The sequence below is a fragment of the Hyphobacterium sp. CCMP332 genome (assembly GCA_014323545.1).
Taxonomy (GTDB): domain Bacteria; phylum Bacteroidota; class Bacteroidia; order Cytophagales; family CCMP332; genus CCMP332.
Genome location: CP058647.1, coordinates 504,981 through 524,262, shown reverse-complemented (window position 1 = coordinate 524,262; position 19,282 = coordinate 504,981). Strand labels below are relative to the sequence as shown.

The following is a 19,282-nucleotide window of genomic DNA, read 5'->3' as shown; positions in this document are numbered from 1 at the left end:
GACTAATTTTGCCAACATATGGAAATAGCAACAGACCTCATAAAGATATTAGTTCCAGCCGGAGCTATTCTTTTTGCAATGTACCTCACAGTCAAAGCTTTTCTTGAAAAAGATTTTGAAAAGAGATTAGCAGAATTAAAATTGAAAAATACGGAGCATGTCCTTCCTGTAAGGTTGCAGGCCTATGAGAGAATAATTCTATTATTGGAAAGGATCAGTCCTCCAAACCTTATCATGCGGGTAAAAAATCAAAAATTTAATGTGGCCCAATTTCAGGAGATTTTAATAGCTTCAATACGCGAAGAGTACAATCACAATCTTTCACAACAGGTTTACATCAGCGATAAAGCGTGGAGCCTCGTAAAGCAATCTAAAGAGGAGACCATTTCTCTAATAAACCGGATAGCTCAAAACCTCGATCCGGAAGAAAAATCTAATGTTTTGGGTAAAAAAATTATTGAAGCCATGGTTGCAGCAAATGTGGATCCTTGTGCCAGGGCTATACTTTATATTAAAAAGGAAATTCAAGAAATATTTTAATTATGTCATTATTTCAAAAACATCAGGAGACTTTAAACAAAGCCATAAAAGCACTTCATGAAAGGACTTTTTTTGCTCAATATCCGGAACATCCATCACCTAAAATATATGGAGAAGAAGCAGATGCCGATGGCAGAAAAAAATTCCAGAAACAATTAAAATCGGACTTTACCGAATTAAATTCCAAGGGTTCAAATTCAAGTGTCGGATCCGAAATCTCGCCATACCTGAATATGGAACTGGGAATAAACTACCCATTTTTTGAGCCGGAAACTTTGATAGAAAAAGGCAAAAATGTATTTGAACTATGGCGCCGGACCAGTCCGGGTGACCGAGCCGGTATTCTAATAGAATCCTTAGAGCGATTTAAGAAAAGATTTTTTGAAGTAGCATATGCTACAATGCATACAACTGGTCAGGGCTATATGATGGCTTTTCAGGCTTCAGGGCCCCATGCTGCCGACAGGGCATTGGAAGCAATTGCTGCCGGCTATGAAGAACTTAACCGTTTTCCCAAAGAAGCAGTTTGGGACAAACCAATGGGTAAATACAATATTAAACTTAAGAAAAGCTGGACAGCTGTTCCCAAAGGACTTGGACTTGTAATTGGTTGTTCTACCTTTCCCACCTGGAATTCAGTTCCCGGGATTTATGCCAGCTTGATTACGGGAAATCCGGTAATAATCAAGCCACATCCCATGTCCATTTTACCAATTGCCATACTTTCAGCCGAGATACAGAATGTGCTTGCTGAAAATGGATTACCAAAGGAAATTTGTCAATTTGCTCCGGACAGTCCTGAAAATCTTATAAGTAAAAAATTAGCTGAAGACGGTAATGTTAAATTAATCGACTATACAGGAGGTAGTGAATTCGGTAATTACCTCGAGTCACTGGAAGGCAAGGTTACCTTTACAGAGAAAACAGGTATTAACAGTATAATCCTTGATTCTGTGGAAGATTTGGACAAAGTCCTTCAAAATATAGCTTTTTCAATTACACTTTATTCAGGTCAGATGTGTACAGCTCCCCAAAACATTTTTATTCCTGAAAGTGGTGTAAAAACAAAAGAAGGACATGTCAGCTTTGATGATGTTGCTAATAAACTAAGTGAAGCTGTAAATTCATTGGTAAATAATCCAAAAGCCGGACCTTTTGTATTGGGCGCTATTCAGAATCCTGCCACAATCGAGCGAATGAAAAACTTAAATTTTGGGAACAATATTCTTGCTGAAAATAAGATTGAAAACCCAATGTTTAAAGAAGCCCGTGTAATGACTCCAAAGTTATCTGTAGTGGATAAAAAAGATAGAGAGCATTTTAAAAAAGAAATATTTGGACCTTATGCAATGTTGATAAAAACGAGTAATACTGAGGAATCCATTGAATTGGCAAGCTCTTTGGCCAAAGAATATGGTGCTATTTCCTGTGGAGCATATAGTATTGACAACGATGTGCAAGAAAAGATCAAAAGTGCAATGGAATTGAGCTATACAAGTGTTTCTTTTAATCTGACAGGAGGTATTTATGTCAATCAAAATGCTGCCTTTTCTGACTTTCATGTAACGGGAGGCAACCCTGCAGGCAATGCTTCGTTTACTAACCCGGAATACGTTATAAAAAGATTTGTGTGGGTAGGAACGCGTATACCAATTTAATTAATGAGATATATTTGTATATATTTAATTTGAAATTAACCTTAACTCTTTGTCTTAATATTCAGCAATCCTGAATTAGGCACACAAACAAAAGATCTTTTTAATGTTAAAAAGAATTACTTCCCTGAATATTCTGCCTCGATGGATTATTATCTGCATTGATGCTGGAATAATTCTTTTCAGTGTAATGTTTGCTTACCTGCTTCGATTCAATTTAAATCTTGATAATATTGAAGTTGATCAGTTTGTTACAGGAGTTTCACTTTTCTTTGTCTGTAACCTGGGGGCTGTTTTATTGAATAAAACCTATTCTGGAATTATTCGATATACGAGTTTAGAGGACGGAACACGAATATTGTTTACAAGCACGTCCGGTTCGGCCATCGTTGGATTGATCAATTACCTCAATTTCTATTTATCAGGCATTGCTTTTATTCCTGTATCAGTATTGATTATTGCCTATTTAAATACAACATTTTTTCTTTTCAGTTATCGAATTGCCGTCAAATTTATTTTCAGCAAGGCAAGTAATTTAAAATACAGCAGAAAATCTGCCGTCATATATGGCGTAGGACAACTCGGTTTAATTACTAAACATATTATAGATAATGACCCAATTTCTGATATGCGGGTTGTGGCCTACCTGGATGATGATGAAAGGAAAGTGGGTAAAAATTTTAATGGCGTGAAAATCTTTCATTCCGAAAGAGATTTACAGTATTTATTAAGAACTCAAAGAATTCATAAACTTGTAATTGCGATACAAGATCTCAGCTTAGAGCGAAAAAATGAAATTGTAGATTTTTGCTTAAGGTATGATATCGAGGTTCAGCACGTACCACCGGCCTACAGGTGGGTAAATGGTGAGCTGAGCTTCAATCAAATCAAGAATGTAAAAATCGAAGACCTGCTTGGCAGAGAGTCAATCAAAATTGAAAATACACTTGTAAAGAATGAATTACAGGGCAAAACAATTTTAATAACAGGAGCGGCCGGGTCTATAGGAAGTGAAATTGTAAGGCAGGTTATACAAAATAATCCCAGGAAAGTGATCTTATTCGATCAGGCTGAAACTCCATTATTTGATATGGAGATGGAAGCAGCTGACTTAAATCCTGCTGTGGAAAAAATTGTAATTCTGGGAGCAGTGAATAACTATAACAGAGTACATGCTACATTTAAAGAACACAAACCAAATGTTGTGTTTCACGCTGCTGCATATAAGCATGTACCAATGCTTGAAGAAAATCCAATCGAAGCTATCCAAACTAATATTTTAGGCACTAAAAATCTGGCTGATCTCGCTGTAAAATTTAATGTATCCAAATTTGTATTGGTATCAACCGACAAAGCGGTAAACCCAACCAACGTCATGGGAGCATCAAAGCGATTGGCTGAAATGTATGTTCAATCCCTGAACTATGCTTTGGAAAGAGGAGATTATTTTGATAATTCGGCATTTAATACACGTTTTATAACAACGCGATTTGGAAACGTGCTTGGATCCAACGGTTCTGTGATACCACTATTTAGAAAACAAATTGCTCAGGGTGGACCGGTCACTGTTACACATCCGGAAATCACAAGATTTTTCATGACCATACCAGAAGCCTGTCAACTGGTATTAGAGGCCGGTGTTATGGGTAAAGGAGGTGAAATCTTTATTTTTGATATGGGTAAAGCCATAAAAATACTTGATCTTGCCAAAAAGATGATTCAATTGTCAGGTTTAAAACTCGGCAAGGATATTGAAGTTGAGTTTAGTGGATTAAGACCAGGTGAAAAACTTTATGAAGAGCTTCTAAGCAATAAAGAAAACACAAAACCAACGCATAATCCTAAAATTTTAATAGCTGAAACAGATAATGCAGATTTCCAAAAGATTAATTCTGAAATTGTAGAATTGCTTGATATCACGGCAATGGATGATGAAATGCTAATCGTAAAGAAAATGAAAAAATTAGTGCCTTCTTTCATTAGCAATCATTCGAAATTTGAGAGACTGGATCCGAAAAAGGATATCCCAATGCGCGTAATACGCAATGCTTAATCAAACATTAAAACGGAAGTGCATTATATCTCCGTCTTCCACAATATAATCTTTTCCTTGTATTGCAATTTTACCGGCTTCCTTACAAGCTTGCTCAGTCTTGTATTGTTGATAGTCTTTGAGCTTAATGACCTCAGCTTTAATAAATCCCTTTTCAAAATCGGTGTGAATAACTCCTGCAGCTTTTGGAGCTTTCCAATTCTTTTTAATGGTCCAGGCTCTTACTTCCTGTTTTCCTGCAGTGAAATAGGTAATCAGGTTCAAAATTGAATAGGCCGCTTTTATTAATTTGTTTAGACCCGACTCCTCCAATTCATATTCTTCAAGTAACATTGTTTTTTCTTCGGGATCGTCAAATTCTGCTATTTGTGATTCTATAGCTGCACATACTTTAATTACCTGAGCATTTTCGCCTTTGACATTATCCTTTAATTCATTGTAGAAATGATTGTTCTCTTTCAATCCTGATTCATCCACATTTGCTACATAAATGACAGGTTTAGTTGTTAAAAGTTGTGCTTCTTCCACAATTTCATTCTCCATATCATTCACCTCGACAACTCGTGCATTCAATCCTTTAGATAGGGCATCTTTTATTTTATTATATACCTCTATTTTTTGCCTGGCCACTTTGTCTCCGGACTTTGCTACTTTCTCTTCTTTGTCTATTCGCTTTTGAATTGTCTCAAGATCTTTGAGTTGTAATTCGGTGTCTATTACTTCTTTATCATTAATAGGGTTTATTCGCCCTTCAACATGAGCGATATTATCATCTTGAAAACAGCGAACAACATGGACAATTGCATCGACCTCTCTAATGTTTGCTAGAAATTTATTTCCCAGTCCTTCACCCTTGCTTGCTCCTTTAACCAATCCGGCAATATCTACAAATTCGATAATTGCGGGAATTACTTTTTCTGGGTCAACTAATTGTTCCAGAATATTAAGTCTTTCATCGGGAACCTTAATAATTCCAATATTCGGTTCAATTGTACAAAAAGGATAGTTTGCAGCTTCTGCTTTTGCATTTGATAAAGCATTGAATAATGTTGATTTTCCCACATTTGGCAAACCTACAATTCCACATCTTAAACCCATTTAATTGTTTTGATTTATATTAAATATTCTGTATTCCTGATAGCCCAAATAAAACTCAATAACCGATACTCTAAGAATTGTATATGTAGGTATGGCAAAGATCATTCCTATTGGGCCCGCTAAAGTAGCTCCAACAAAAACAATTACAAAAATTTCAAGTGGATGGGCTTTAACACTTCTCGAAAATATTATTGGCTGGAAAATTAAATTATCAGCTAACTGAACAATACCAAATGAAATAAGGACTTTTATAATTATTATAATATAATGCTGAAATTCCATTCCAAAGCCCGAAGTTGTTAGAGCTACAATAATGCCAAAGCTAGCGCCCAGAACCGGTCCAAGGTAAGGTATAAGATTGGCCGCTGCAGCAAAAAAAGCTATGGTAAATGCATACTTGATTCCGGCAATTGTAAGCAGGATCGAAACCAAAGTAAAAAATGCTATCATTTGAAATAGTAGACCTATGAGGTAATTTGATAGTAACCTTTCAATCTTGTAAAAAGCCGTAACTGTAAGCTCAAAATAGGCATTAGGAATTAATTTCAAGAAGAGTCCCCTTAAAATTCCCTTTTCATAGAGGAAGAAAAATGTAATAAAAAATATAGCCAGAAGACCAACTAAAAAGGAGCCAATAACTGAAAAAGTATTATTTATTAAAGTGCTGAATTCAGTATTCTGTATATACTCAAAAAAGTATATTTTACTTTTTTCAAGTATGAAACCACGTTTTTCATTGACGATATTATTACTGATTAAAAAATTTTCAATTCCAGTTAAACTTCCGGCCAGATTGGTCAGTATTGTATCAAAATCTAATTTATACAGCTTTGAAATTTCATTGCTTAAAAGTGGCACGAATAGCTCTAAAAGAAGATAAATCACAAATCCTAAAAAGATAAATGAAATGAGTATTGCCCCAACTCTGGGAAATTTAACCTTATAAATTTGTAGTGAAGACAGTCTATCTACCAATGGGCGGAGGATGGTGGCGAGGATAATCGAAACTATAAAATAAGCGAGGATATTGGAAAAGACATATCCGAGACTTACAACTAACAATAAAACTGCCAGAATAAGTAATAGATAGAATAAAATTCTGTATCTGCTAAACATTCACTTTTCCGATTCAAAAGTGAAAAAAAGAAAAAGCCCAATTAAAAACTAATCCCAGTTGAGATCAGTATCTAATTTTGTATCGCTTTTCTCCTTCTGATTTGAACCTTCAATATTACTGTCTTCATCCAATGGAGGTTCATAACCATTTAACAATTCATCGGTTATGTGAGAAACAGATTCGTTCAAAGCATCTCTAAACTTATAGAAATCTTCTTTGTATAAAAAGATCTTGTGCTTTTCATAGAAAAAACCGTCGTCTTTCTGTTTTCTTTTGCTTTCAGTAATTGTTAAATAAAAATCGTTTGAACGTGTAGACTTGACGTCGAAAAAATAAGTTCTCTTACCAGCCCTAACTTTTTTAGAAAAAATCTCGTTCCGCTCGTTGCCGCTATTTTCTTCCACTACCTTTAAATTTTGCGATTGTGTAAAACTAAATACTTTATAATTTCATTCAAAAATAAATTAATGAATGAACAATAATTGATGATATTTGGGCTTTAACATTGAAATGCGGAAAGTTTTAAGAATATCGTTTTTTTATTTTTTAGGTTTCACTACTCTGTTTGCGCAGAATAAATACTCTGAAAAAGGAATTGCTTCCTACTATGCCGATAAGTTTGATGGACGAACTACTGCAAGTGGGGAGGTATTTCGCAACTCCGACTTAACGGCTGCGCATCGAACTTTGGCATTTGGGACAATTGTAAAAGTTACTAATCTTAGCAATGGTAAATCAGTGCTTGTTCGAATTAACGACCGTGGTCCATATGCGCATGGAAGAACAATTGATCTTTCAAAAAAGGCGGCTGCCGAGCTCAATATGTTGGAAAATGGTCTTGCGGAAGTTCAAATAACTGAAGTAATACAGAAAGAGAGCCGGGTTGCTGAAAGTATAATATCGGAGATTCCGGAAGAAAACTCTTATGTTATGAGTATTTGGGGAACCAAGAGAAAAGCACCTCTTTATGGAATTCAACTGGCTTCATTTGAGTCGGAAGAGGCGGCTTTAAAATTTGGAAAAGAAGCTTATGAAAATGGAATAAAATTGCCTTTGATTAAAGTATTTGATCAAGACGGAAAAACATTTTATCGTATCATGGCAGGTGATTTCAACAATATTGATGAGGCCTCACGTTATTTAAGAAAGCTTGAGAAAATGAATTATTCGGGATTTGTAAAAACCTATTGATGCAATTAGATTTTGAAAGAATCAGGACCTATGAAAACATTGAGTTGTTGGCCAGACAGCTAGTTGAAGGATTCATCACCGGATTACACAAATCACCTTATCATGGATTTTCTGTCGAATTTGCAGAACATAGATTATATAATTCCGGTGAAAGCACTCGATTCATAGATTGGCGCGTTTATTCAAGAACAGACAAGTTATATGTTAAAAAGTTTGAAGAGGAAACAAACCTGAGATGTCAAATTTTAATTGACAATTCCAGTTCCATGTACTTTCCTGTGGAAAATCTCGGTAAAATTACCTTTTCTACTACCGCTGCCGCTGCACTTACTATTCTTTTGAACAGACAAAGAGATGCTGTTGGATTAACGTTATTTAGTGATTTTATTGAAGAAGAAACCGATTCTAAGGCCAATAGACGACATCAACATGAAATATTGGTTATGCTTCAGAGGTTGCTAAAACAGGAAAAAAGCAATAAAAAAACCAATATTTCTGAAGTGCTTCACCACACTGCGGAGAAGGCAAAACCCCGATCACTTATTATAATTTTTAGTGATTTTCTTGCAGAATTTGATAATATGAGCGAATTGTTTAATGCTTTAAGTCACCTCCGTTATAAGCAACATGAGGTGATTGTATTTGACGTGTTTGACAAGGAAAAAGAACTTGAACTAGATTACAATAAAGGATTTTACAATTTCACAGATTTGGAAAGTGGTGTCAAATTAAAATTGAACCCGATTGAATTGCGGAAATCTTATATCAACAGAATTACAGAAATCAAGGCTAATTTGAAAGACAATTGCGCCAGAAATAAGATTGATTATTTTGAATGTAATATAAATGAAGATATGTACAAAATTCTCAATTCTTTTTTAATAAAACGGGCAAAAATGATTTGAAGTACAGCCTCTTTCATAAGTATTAAAATAATTGAGTTTATAATTTCATATTAAATTTTAACTTTACCCTCCATAGTTGTTAACTTAGAGTGCTCAGGTATTAACTTTATGAAGATATTTTACAAGATTCTTGTCTCTATTCTCCTCCTGTCTTTTATTTCAGATTTGGGATTTGCTCAGTCCAGTAGAATAAAAAGATCAAGATTGTATGCAGGATACAATTCTTTTGGTATTGTAAAATTAACTGTTGGAGCAGGGACTTCATGGTATTATGGTGACCTATGTGATAATTGCATCAAACCTAAAGCAAACCTGAATCTTGGAGCACATTTAAGATTTACTGAAAGGATTAGTGTCAAGGCTGAGTTAAACTGGTATCAACTTGAGGCTCAGGATCACTATGAGCCACGAAATTTATCATTTAAGTCAAATAATATTGAATTCATTGCAGCCGGTGTTGTCGATTTATATCAACATTCAACCAATTTTTATTCTAGAAAACGCTTCACACCATTTGCATATGGTGGTTTGGGTTTTACTTACTTTAATCCAAAGGCTGAATTGGATGGGGTAACCTATTCCTTGAGACCTTTGCAAACTGAAGGAGTGGCCTATTCACCTGTAACAATAGTTGTTCCTGGCGGCATTGGAGTGAGAATTAAAATTAACCAATTTATTGACCTTTCGGTAGAAGGGGGATACCGCTTGACATTTACGGATTATCTCGACGATGTTAGTACAGTTTACACAGCACAAGATGATCCAATTGCTGCTGCACTTTCCAATCGAAGTTTGGAAATTAAAAATGGGAATGCCGAAATTGGAGATGTAAGAGGAAATCCAGATTCACGGGATGGATACTTTGTAGCCGGTGTTAAGGCTGAAATTACGATTCCTTCAATCAGGTCAGGTGTTAAAGGACAAAGAGATTCGGGAGCTCACATTTCTAAACTCACTAAGAGAAATAGAAAGAGAATGCTCAAAAATCGTCGCTAATTTATTACCTATCAAAAAAGGGCCTGAATAAATAACCCACAATTCGATCAAATCGTGATCCGATGGCCGTATGGTAAATAATTATTTCGTAATCATTTTGAGTTGAAAAAAAGGAACCCTCCATAATGTATGGTTCTTCCTCTATTGAATTGGATTCATAGTGCACCAGGTAATCATAATAACCTTGTTTTAGCATTATATTGCATTCATATTTTTTATATTCAGGATTATAAATGAATTTATTCTTCTCCATAAATTCCCAATTACTCAATTTTCCCACGATGTAAAAATCACCGCCCTTCTTGTCAGAAAAAAATTCAAAATGAGTATTGAAATAATCGGAAGATAGTTGCGGATCACCACGATTATTTTCAATTATATAATTACCGTTTAATTCAAGATAATTAACGTAGGATTTCTCCGCTCTACTTCTCAAAGGGCTTAACAATACCTCTTGATTCTTTATATCCAGCTCTTTTACATTAATATCATCAAATTGAGCGCTGCGAAAAGCAAAATTTCTAAACTCGTTCCATGCAATGAAATTTGTACTTTCATCAAAATATCTAAAATCCAATTGTTCTCTTCCTATGTCAAAATACAATGGAGTTAATTCCATTCTTGCATTATCCCATCTCTGATTTTGTCGTATTGTAGCTTTAATTTCTTTTTGTGGCATCACAATTTCAAATTGATCATAATATACTTCAAAACCCACTTGTTGGTGTGACTCTCTTTTGCCGACCAATTCTGAAACTCTGAAATGGGGAACTATATTTACCAGACTTTCATATACCATAAATCTTTTAGAAATAATTATATCATCCGGCTTATCTGATTGATAAACTTTTAAAAGATAATTACCACTTACCTTAACTTTTGGAACAACAAATCGATAATGAGTGAACTCGACTTTAGTATTAAAGGAGAAATTGTAATCTTCGATTAGGAACTCATTGTACTCGGACATAAATTCTGCACTTGATAAAGATGACTCCGACCAGTCAGCATTACAGTGCAGCACTTTTGCATAATAATATTTTGCCTGATCCCCCAATTCATCAAATTCTAAGATAATTCTATGCCTTTGATTTAAATTGGTTACGGGAGGATTGATAATTGTTTGAGGACTAAGATCATTTCTGTAAAACTGAACTGTATGGATGTTTTTGCCATTAACTCTATCCGGATTGTTGGTCTGAGCAATACAATTGTTAAAAAAAAGAATTGATAATATTATTAGCTTAAATACTTTTCCCATTCATTCATTTTACGCTCCAATTCTTCACTTTCAAATTGATGTTGCTTTAAGAGTTCATTAAATTTATCTTTTTCTTCAATGATTTCCGGCAAAGAAAGTTTCTGTTCAATTTCTGAAATTGCTTTTTCATGTTCTTCAATCGATGTTTCCAGTTTTTTAATATACGCGGAATTATCGTTTTTATTTTCTTTTACTGGTTTCTGTTTATTGGTTTTGGGTTTGGATTTGACACTGGCAGATAACGGTTTCTCCTTTTTTAAACTGTAATTTTGATATTCTTTGTAATCTCCGGGATAAGTTTTAATGACTTTATCTTCGATGTACCAGATCTCATTGGCAACCTCTGAAATAAAGTGTCTATTATGTGAAACAATGATAAATGTGCCTTTATATTTTTTTAATGCATTTATTAGAATTTCTGTCGAATCAAGGTCTAAGTGATTAGTAGGTTCATCCAACAAAAGAAAATTAGCTTCGCCCAGAAGCGTTTTTGCCAAAGCGACTCTGGATTTTTCTCCTCCTGATAAGACTTTAATTTTCTTATAGATATCATCACCGGTAAATAAAAATGCACCCAGCAACGTTCTTATTTCAAGATCTGTTTTTTGAAGCCCTGCCTGCTGCATTTCAGAAATAATGTCATTTTTCAAATTAAGCGCTTCCAACTGATGTTGGGCATAGAATTCCATTTTTACATTATGACCTAATTTTCTTGTTCCCTCAAAACTTTCAGTGCCCATTAATATTCTAAGCAAGGTCGATTTACCTTTCCCATTGGCGCCTATTAGTGCAATTTTTTGACCTCTTGCCACATTTAGATGAGTATTAGCTATAACCAGATTATCTCCATAACTTTTTTCTTTCAAGTTGAGATTGAGAATATCTTTTCCGGGCTGGACTTTTACAGGGAATTCTATGGAAATTTTTTTGGTATCTTCTTCCGGTGCATCTACAATTTCCATTTTTTCCAAAGCTTTCACCCGTGATTGCACTTGTTTGGCTTTAGTTGCTTTAGCTCTAAATCTGTTAATGAATTTTTCGGTATCCTTTATTTTTTTTTGCTGATTTTGAAAGGCGTTCTGTTGTACTTCGGCCCGCTCATTTTTTTGAACCAGATAGCTGTCATAATTGCCCGGATATCGATTTAATTTTTGAAAAGCTACTTCAACTATTATTTCTGCGATGTTATTTATAAAATCCTGATCATGAGAAACTACAATAACACTTCCCGGATATGAGCTTAAATATTCTTCCAGCCATTGAATTGAAGGTAAATCGAGGTGGTTAGTAGGCTCATCAAGCATTAAAAGGTTAGGTTTTTGAAGCAACATTTTTGCCAGTAAAACCCTCATTCGCCAGCCTCCGGAAAAGGTTTCAATTTTTTGATCCATTTCACTATTGCTAAATCCCAACCCAGCTAAAACTTCTTCCACACTTGACTCCATTGAATAGCCGCCCATTGTATTAAAATGGTCCTGCAGTTCATTGAGACGAATTAATAAATCTTCAGAATAATCACTTTCCAGCTTATGAAGTATAGTGTCAATTTCCTTTTGTTGATCTAAGAGTTTTCCAAAGGCATCGAGCACAACATTTTTGATGCTTTTATTTTCGGTTTGAGAAAGTAAGTCCTGATGGAAATAGCCAATACTTGTTTCTTTACTCATTTCAATCGCACCGGATTCACATTGGTATTCACCTTGCAAAATCTTTAAAAGGGTGGATTTACCTGTTCCGTTTTTTCCTATTAAACCGATTTTTTCTCCATCGGAAATATGCAGTGAGGCATCTTTGTAAATAGGACGGCTACCAAAGAAAAATGATATTCCATTAATGGAAATCATAAGAGAGGGGTACTCTTAATTTTAGACATAATTGCTCAACATGACAGGCATAACGAGCATCAACAAATCTTCTTCCTTATCTTTTTCAACTGGAATAAGTAATCCTGCCTTATTGGGTGCTGAAAGATTGAGCTTGATTTGTTTTGAATTCATGTTGTTCAACATTTCTATTAGAAATCTGGCATTAAAACCTATTTCCATATCTTCTCCGCTATACTCACAGGCAAGTCTTTCATTGGCTTCATTTGAAAAATCTAAATCTTCAGCAGATACTTGCAATTCGCTACCGCTCAACTTCAATACCACTTGATTTGTGGTTTTATTGGCGTATATAGAAATTCTTTTTAGTGTGCCTAAAAACTCATTTCTATCAATGATTAGTTCATAGGGATTATCTGCAGGTATAACAGATTCATAATCGGGAAATCTTTCATCGATTAGTCTGCAAATCATTTTAATATCTCCAAAAGTGAAAAAAGCATTAGAAGTATTAAATTCCATGGTGCAATCATTGTTTTCTTGAGGCAGTGATTTGTGCAAGAGATTCATAGCCTTTTTTGGAATTAATATTGATGTATCAGAATCCGAAACTACATCTACCCTTCGATATCGAACCAGCCGATGGCCGTCAGTTGCAACAAATGTTGTATTGCTATCACTGAATTGCAGGTAAATTCCTGTCATTGCAGGACGGAGTTCATCACTTGAAGCCGCAAATATGGTATTTGATATAGCCCTGTGTAGTGCTTCGGTAGAAATTGTTATGCCATGACCATCTGATACATCGGGGATTCTGGGAAAGTCTGTGGCGTTTTCTCCGGCTAACTTATATCGCCCATTATCAGAACTTAATTCAATGCTGTATGAGTCTTCGTCAATCGTAAATGTAATAGGTTGCTCAGCCAGATTTTTTAAAGTATCAATTAAAATTCTTGCAGGAACTGCGATTTGGCCTGATTCTTTCGCTTCCACTTCCATTTCGGTAATTATTGAAGTCTGCAAATCAGAGGCAGTGATGGTTAACTTGCCATCCTGAATATCAAACAGGAAGTTTTCAAGAATTGGAACAATGGCATTACTTGGAATTACGCCACTAATTCTGTTTAAATGATTAAGCAAATTTGAAGAGGAAACGATAAATTTCATATCAAGATCATTTGAGGTGCCCAAATTAATAAAATGTTGGTCTTAAACATAGTATTGTAAGAAGTGCTTTGCAATTAGTTTGCTCTAAATCTACTTGCGGGTATTATCAATTTGTCAAACACATAATTTTGAATCAAAACGTATTTCTTATCTCCTTCAATAGTTGCTATTCCCAGCATCCCATCCGGATCCTTTTCATTGAGATAAATGTCAATCGAATTACTAAATTCACTGACTTTGTCTTGAACCGAAATACTAACATTTGGTGGGTATTGACTTAATGAGTCTATTTTATTAATGAAATCATTGTCCTCAATAAATCTAGTTATGAAAATTCGATTATACGAAGATATATAATTGTTTAGCACAGTTTTATTTACATTTTCAATTCCCAAAATCTTTGCTCTATTGTCTTCGTTTACAATTACAAAGCTTTCCGATGGGTTTGCCGGATAATCAACTTTTATTTGAATAAATGAATTGAGATTGCTTTTGAAAATTTGTGAATTTCGATAGTTCTCTTCTTTGACCACATATCTTGGACTCAAAAATCCCGTGTGATTTGGCATATAAACTACAAATGGATTTTCTGAACCTTCCATAATAAAATAGGTTCCTTTTGCATCGTTGGCATCTCCACCAACATAAAAAACTTTGGTTTTTTTACCATTTTGATAGATTTCCACTTTACTTCCTTTAGTGGCAATGTTTTTAATGACCATTTCACGCTCACCCTTGTGTACAGGCCTTTTAATTCTTTGCCAATAAAGTGTTTTAAGTAATATAGATAATTGGCCTTTATTGACTTTATATTGATTATTTAAGAACCAATCACCATTGTTTCTTTTTTCCAGCAGAGCAGACCATCCAAATTTGGAAGCTATAAATATTTTGTCAACTGATGCAGTATCTTTTATGCTGAAAGCACTTTCATTAATATTAAGTGTGCTTTTACTTTTTTTCTGATCAATCGCATAAAATGCCAGAAGTGCGAGAAATATTAATGTAAGAATTCCAAGAATAAGTTTATTTCTATTCATTCAACTTTTTTTGATTTCCGTATTTTTTAGATCTGATGTAATTTTTAACAACACCAAATAAAATCAATAAAACTACCGGTAGGCCTATATTTATTACTTGCCATTTCAATCTTTCTTTATTGGCTTTTGTAATATTGAGTGGCCGAATAACTACCTGTTTATTCCTGGCTTCAATAATGCCTGAGTCGTCGAGCATATAATCGATGCAATTCAATATCAGGTCTTTGTTGGCAAAAGTATTTTTAGTGAATTTGTCATAACCCAGGGGGTATGCGGTATTGCTTTTGCTGTTTATGTCATTTTCAATGATATCTGCATCGGAAAAAACAACGATCTTTGAAGCCTTATCAATAGTTTTATAATTAAATTTTTCTGCAGTTTTTTCAGTTACCCGACCCTCAAAGGTGGAGCGGTACTTACCTTCCAAGAGATATGCGACTGCTAATTTGCCTTTGTTGAACAATTGAGGATTTGGTGGCATTCTTACATCATTAAAATCAAGTCTTACCGGCGAAGACAATACCCGGGTTTCAGGTGAGGTAAATACCAAGGGTGTTTTTTTAATTCCCGGAGATTTAACCGTGTCAATAGAACTTATAAATTTTGAATAAACACCATTTATATTTCTTGAAATTGGGTGTTTTGCAAAATTATTCAGGATAGGAAAATACCACCATTTCATCATTTTATATTGAGGTCTGTCTCCAACATAACCCACGATTAATGGAATATAGGCACATAATTGATCCTGGATCAGATCAGGATTAAGACGCAATCCCATTTTAAAAAAGATATCATCCAATTTTAAATCATTAGAAATTGCAACGCTCCCTGAATTACCAATGCTATCTATACTTGCTTTCATGGCATCGATTAAAAACAAAGCATTTCCTCCTTTAACCAAATATTGATCAATTTTGAATTTATCAATCTCGTTAAATGCCGAATCGGGAGAGGCCATTATAATGGCATCGAAGGCGTCTAAATTCTCTGTTCCTTCAAAATCACCATTGGTAGCACTTTGTAGTCTGACTCTTCGCACATCGTAATATTCTGAAAGACTTCTTAAGATGTCTTCAGCTTGTATTGGATCCAATTCACCATGACCTTGTAAGAAAGCTATCTTTTTCTTTTTGGGTTTACTTAATTTTTTAATTGTAGAAATAAGCTCGTATTCCAATCCTTCAATACTCTGATTGAGCTGGGCCCGAGTTCCTGCATTATAATTGTATTTCAAAAAATTTACAGGCATTTCCATATTGAGATAATTAATGATGGCTCCCGGGAAAATGATTCTTTCAGTGCGTTCATCACCTTGGTTAACATAAAGTGTTGTGGGGTTTATACCGCGATCGTAAATTTGTTTAAAGATTTCCTGTCGGGATTTGTTATCTGCTTCAGGTGGTGAGGGGTTTCGAAATTCGTATTGAAGATTGTAACCTGCATATACTTTAAACTCATCGAGAATTTCCTTAATTGATTGTTGAAGTCTTTGAAAATCTGCCGGCATTTCTCCTTCCAGAAATATTTCAATATAAACCACATTTTCAAGATCTGACAATAATGTTTTTGTGCTTTCGGCCAAGGAGTACCTTTTTTCCTCAGTAAGATCCAACCTAAAAAAGAATTGTCCAGAAATAATATTTACAAGTATCAGACTTATAAGGATTACTGAAAATGTAAATAAGCTGTTATATCGTATTGACCTTTTCATATTACCACTTTCTGGAATCAAGAATTAATTTTGTACCTGATAGCATGAGTATAATAACGCTTATAAAATACAGCAGATCACGTGAATCAATAAGTCCTTTACTTATTGAGTTATAATGATGCGCTATCCCAAGTTTGGAAATGATCACCGATGCTTTTCCCCAAACGTTGATCTCAGACAATGATTGAAAACCTTCAAAAATTATAAACGATAAAAATACAGCCAAAACAAAGGCAGTAATCTGATTTTGAGTGAGCGAGGAGGCGAATAAACCGATGGAAGTAAAAACGGCACAAAGAAAAATCAATCCGATATAAGAACCTGCAATTCCAGCGGAATCGATATTACCTACCGGGTTTCCCAATTGATAAACCGAATAGTAATAGATCAGGGTTGGGGCAATGGAAAACAATACCAAAGTTAAATTTGCTAAATATTTGGCAATTATTATTTGATAATCGCTAACCGGTTTGGTAAGCAGAAATTCTATGGTGCCGCTTTTTTTCTCCTCCGCAAAAGCTCTCATTGTAATTGCAGGAATCAGGAATAAAAAGACATAGGGCGCAATCAAAAACAGGGAGTCCATATTGCTAAACCCGGTATTCAGAATGCTGCTTTGCGGGAAAACCCATAAAAACAAGCCGGTTATTAAAAGAAAAACTCCTATTACCAGATAAGCAATAAGCGAGCTTAAAAAGCTGTTTATTTCACGCAAATAGATTGCTATCATTTTAGTTTTGCGTTAGTTGGTGAAAAATACTTTCAAGGTTGGACTCCAGAGTTCTAATCTCCAGAATTATCCAATCATTTTGCTTAGACAAATCAAATAAATCACTTCTCGGGTCTGTATTGCTTTTAGATGTGACTTCAAAAACAAATTGTGACACTGCTTTGACCGAGCTTATGGTATTGATTTCCTTAATTTTATCAGTGTCAACGGCTTGCGCAAATTCTATGTGAAAAGTAATTGAGCCTTGAATTTTTTTCTTGAGATTTTCCACTTTGTCATCGGCTACTAATCGACCCCTGTTAATGATGATAGCGCGATTACACACAGCCTCTACCTCCTGCATTATATGGCTCGAAAGTACAACAGTTTTTTCTTTTCCTAAATCACTAATCAGTTTTCGAATATCCACAATTTGATTAGGATCGAGTCCTGAAGTAGGTTCATCCAGAAAAAGCACTTTTGGATCGTGAATCAACGCTTGAGCAAGACCAATTCGCTGGCGATAACCCTTCGACAATTCTTCTATTTTTTTATGTCTTTCTCTTCCAAGGCCTACCATTTCAATTAACTGATCAATTCTGGTTTTCTGGCATGATTTTTTTAAGCCGTGCAATTTTGCCACAAACTTGAGATACTCATAAACATACATGTCAAGGTAAAGCGGATTGTTTTCAGGTAGATAGCCTACAATTTTTTTTACTTCAATTGTGTTTTCCTGTATGTCCAGACCTTCAATATTTACAGAACCATTATTTGGGGGTATAAAGCCTGTCGCTATTTTCATGGTAGTACTTTTACCAGCACCATTTGGTCCCAAAAAACCAACCACTTCACCGCTATCTATGGAAAAGGAGATGTCATCCACTGCTTTTTGCTCACCGTAAGTTTTGGTCAAATGCGATACAATTACTGACATTATCCTTTTGGTTTTAATGGTCTGAGTTCAATATCTACCACGTGGTAATTGGGGTGGGAGTCAATACTTTCATAAATAGTCTTTGCAATATCTTCAGCTCTCATCATGTTATCATTGGCTTTTACCGAATCAATTTCATCAAAAAAATTAGTATTAACCGAACCAGGATAAATGCAAGTCACTTTTATGCCGTGATTTCTTACTTCTTTATAAAGAGAATGAGAAATACCTCGAACTGCATGCTTAGTGCCGCAATAACCGGCCATGGTTTCTACTCCAGTAGTTCCTGCGATGGAGGAAATGTTTACAACATGTCCTTGGCCTCTTTCAATCATTTTGGGTAAAACGGCCCGAGTGCAGTAAAATAGCCCATGAACATTGACATCAAACATTTTTAACCATTTTTCATCGCTCATCTCATGCAAAACTGAAGAATAGCCCAAACCTGCATTGTTAATAAGGATGTCGATGGAGCGACCAAAATTGTTTTGTATTTCTTCAATCATTTTGCTCACCGAAGAAGAATCTGAAACATCAATGGAATAATGTTTGAAATTATTATTATTAAAAGTTGTCTCTGATCTGCTAGCTCCTGCCACCAGGAATCCTTTATTCAAAAACAGTTTACAGGTTTCATAACCTATTCCCTTACTGCTTCCGGTGACTAAAACTAATTTTTGACTATCAGACATTCACTTATACTTAAAATACTATAAATCAGTATTTTATAATTTATTAGGATTAACAAGGGCCAATATTAAAGCCAAACAAAGAGAAAATCAATAATTTATTTGAAGAGCTTTTTCAAAAAAGACTTTTTTGGTTTGAGTTGAAAGCCTGCATCTTTTACCCAATCCACAATGGTGCTTTCTTCAATTTCAGAACTCGTTTTAATTTCTACTTCTCTTTCCAAATCATCAAGGTTAACATTAAAGGAAATAATTTCATCCTTGGTATTCAGTAGCTCGCGAACCTGAGCTTCGCAATTGCTGCATTTAATATTTGATTTGAATTTATACTTTGGCATTGAAAATTATTTTAAATACATAACATTGCACAAATTGAAATATTAAAAA

18 protein-coding genes are annotated in these 19,282 nt (G+C 34.8%); 6 read left to right on the top strand and 12 right to left on the bottom strand.

The features are described 5' to 3' along the window. Positions 1 to 18: 18 nt before the first annotated feature. The 3 genes from HZR84_02205 (at position 19) to HZR84_02195 (ending at position 4,248) form a co-directional block, all read left to right on the top strand. The gene (locus HZR84_02205) at positions 19 to 540 is read left to right on the top strand and encodes a hypothetical protein (protein ID QNL20803.1); all 522 of its coding nucleotides are present in this window, start codon (positions 19 to 21) and stop codon (positions 538 to 540) included. A gap of 2 nt (positions 541 to 542) precedes the next feature. Next, a complete protein-coding gene (gene paaN / locus HZR84_02200) occupies positions 543 to 2,198 on the top strand; it encodes a phenylacetic acid degradation protein PaaN (GenBank protein QNL20802.1) in 1,656 nt (551 codons plus the stop codon). Positions 2,199 to 2,301: 103 nt separating this feature from the next. Beyond that, positions 2,302 to 4,248 carry a polysaccharide biosynthesis protein gene (locus HZR84_02195; GenBank protein QNL20801.1) on the top strand — a complete coding sequence of 649 codons (1,947 nt, stop codon included), beginning with the start codon at positions 2,302 to 2,304 and terminating at the stop codon, positions 4,246 to 4,248. On the opposite strand, the gene ychF is transcribed toward HZR84_02195, so the two are convergent. From ychF to HZR84_02180, 3 genes are read right to left on the bottom strand one after another with little or no spacing between them, the layout of a single operon-like run. After that, entirely contained in the window at positions 4,249 to 5,346 is a 1,098-nt protein-coding gene (gene ychF, locus HZR84_02190) for a redox-regulated ATPase YchF (GenBank protein ID QNL20800.1), read from the bottom strand. Beyond that, a complete protein-coding gene (locus HZR84_02185; protein ID QNL20799.1) occupies positions 5,347 to 6,462 on the bottom strand; it encodes an AI-2E family transporter in 1,116 nt (371 codons plus the stop codon). A gap of 48 nt (positions 6,463 to 6,510) precedes the next feature. Continuing rightward, positions 6,511 to 6,867: a DUF3276 family protein gene (locus tag HZR84_02180; GenBank protein QNL20798.1), complete on the bottom strand. Its 357-nt coding sequence runs from the start codon at positions 6,865 to 6,867 to the stop codon at positions 6,511 to 6,513. 88 nt (positions 6,868 to 6,955) lie between these two features. Between HZR84_02180 and HZR84_02175 the strand changes: the two genes are divergently transcribed. The 3 genes from HZR84_02175 to HZR84_02165 all read left to right on the top strand — a co-directional run bounded on the left by HZR84_02175 (position 6,956) and on the right by HZR84_02165 (position 9,555). Then, on the top strand, positions 6,956 to 7,654 hold the full coding sequence (locus HZR84_02175; protein QNL20797.1) for a septal ring lytic transglycosylase RlpA family protein: 699 nt from the start codon (positions 6,956 to 6,958) through the stop codon (positions 7,652 to 7,654). After that, entirely contained in the window at positions 7,654 to 8,559 is a 906-nt protein-coding gene (locus HZR84_02170; GenBank protein QNL20796.1) for a DUF58 domain-containing protein, read from the top strand. The genes HZR84_02175 and HZR84_02170 overlap by 1 nt, the downstream gene beginning before the upstream one ends. A gap of 108 nt (positions 8,560 to 8,667) precedes the next feature. Next, positions 8,668 to 9,555 carry an outer membrane beta-barrel protein gene (locus HZR84_02165; GenBank protein QNL20795.1) on the top strand — a complete coding sequence of 296 codons (888 nt, stop codon included), beginning with the start codon at positions 8,668 to 8,670 and terminating at the stop codon, positions 9,553 to 9,555. A gap of 4 nt (positions 9,556 to 9,559) precedes the next feature. Here the strand turns inward: HZR84_02165 and HZR84_02160 are convergent, their stop codons facing one another. The 9 genes from HZR84_02160 to HZR84_02120 form a co-directional block, all read right to left on the bottom strand. Next, positions 9,560 to 10,816 (bottom strand): DUF5103 domain-containing protein, encoded by a 1,257-nt coding sequence (locus HZR84_02160; GenBank protein QNL20794.1) that lies wholly within the window; start codon positions 10,814 to 10,816, stop codon positions 9,560 to 9,562. Continuing rightward, a complete protein-coding gene (locus HZR84_02155) occupies positions 10,795 to 12,660 on the bottom strand; it encodes an ABC-F family ATP-binding cassette domain-containing protein (GenBank protein ID QNL20793.1) in 1,866 nt (621 codons plus the stop codon). Before HZR84_02155 ends, HZR84_02160 begins: the two co-directional genes overlap by 22 nt. 21 nt (positions 12,661 to 12,681) lie before the next feature. Further along, complete coding sequence (dnaN, locus tag HZR84_02150; protein QNL20792.1) at positions 12,682 to 13,806, bottom strand: DNA polymerase III subunit beta; 1,125 nt, start codon at positions 13,804 to 13,806, stop codon at positions 12,682 to 12,684. 74 nt (positions 13,807 to 13,880) lie between these two features. Next, positions 13,881 to 14,846 (bottom strand): hypothetical protein, encoded by a 966-nt coding sequence (locus HZR84_02145; GenBank protein ID QNL20791.1) that lies wholly within the window; start codon positions 14,844 to 14,846, stop codon positions 13,881 to 13,883. Then, entirely contained in the window at positions 14,839 to 16,560 is a 1,722-nt protein-coding gene (gene gldG, locus HZR84_02140) for a gliding motility-associated ABC transporter substrate-binding protein GldG (protein QNL20790.1), read from the bottom strand. The genes HZR84_02145 and gldG overlap by 8 nt, the downstream gene beginning before the upstream one ends. A gap of 1 nt (position 16,561) precedes the next feature. Beyond that, positions 16,562 to 17,290: a gliding motility-associated ABC transporter permease subunit GldF gene (gene gldF / locus HZR84_02135; GenBank protein ID QNL20789.1), complete on the bottom strand. Its 729-nt coding sequence runs from the start codon at positions 17,288 to 17,290 to the stop codon at positions 16,562 to 16,564. Position 17,291: 1 nt separating this feature from the next. Beyond that, complete coding sequence (gene gldA, locus HZR84_02130) at positions 17,292 to 18,206, bottom strand: gliding motility-associated ABC transporter ATP-binding subunit GldA (protein QNL20788.1); 915 nt, start codon at positions 18,204 to 18,206, stop codon at positions 17,292 to 17,294. Continuing rightward, positions 18,206 to 18,898, bottom strand: coding sequence for an SDR family oxidoreductase (locus tag HZR84_02125; protein QNL20787.1), 693 nt, complete (start codon positions 18,896 to 18,898; stop codon positions 18,206 to 18,208). Before HZR84_02125 ends, gldA begins: the two co-directional genes overlap by 1 nt. A 95-nt stretch (positions 18,899 to 18,993) precedes the next feature. Continuing rightward, complete coding sequence (locus HZR84_02120) at positions 18,994 to 19,233, bottom strand: heavy-metal-associated domain-containing protein (GenBank protein QNL20786.1); 240 nt, start codon at positions 19,231 to 19,233, stop codon at positions 18,994 to 18,996. Positions 19,234 to 19,282: the final 49 nt, after the last annotated feature.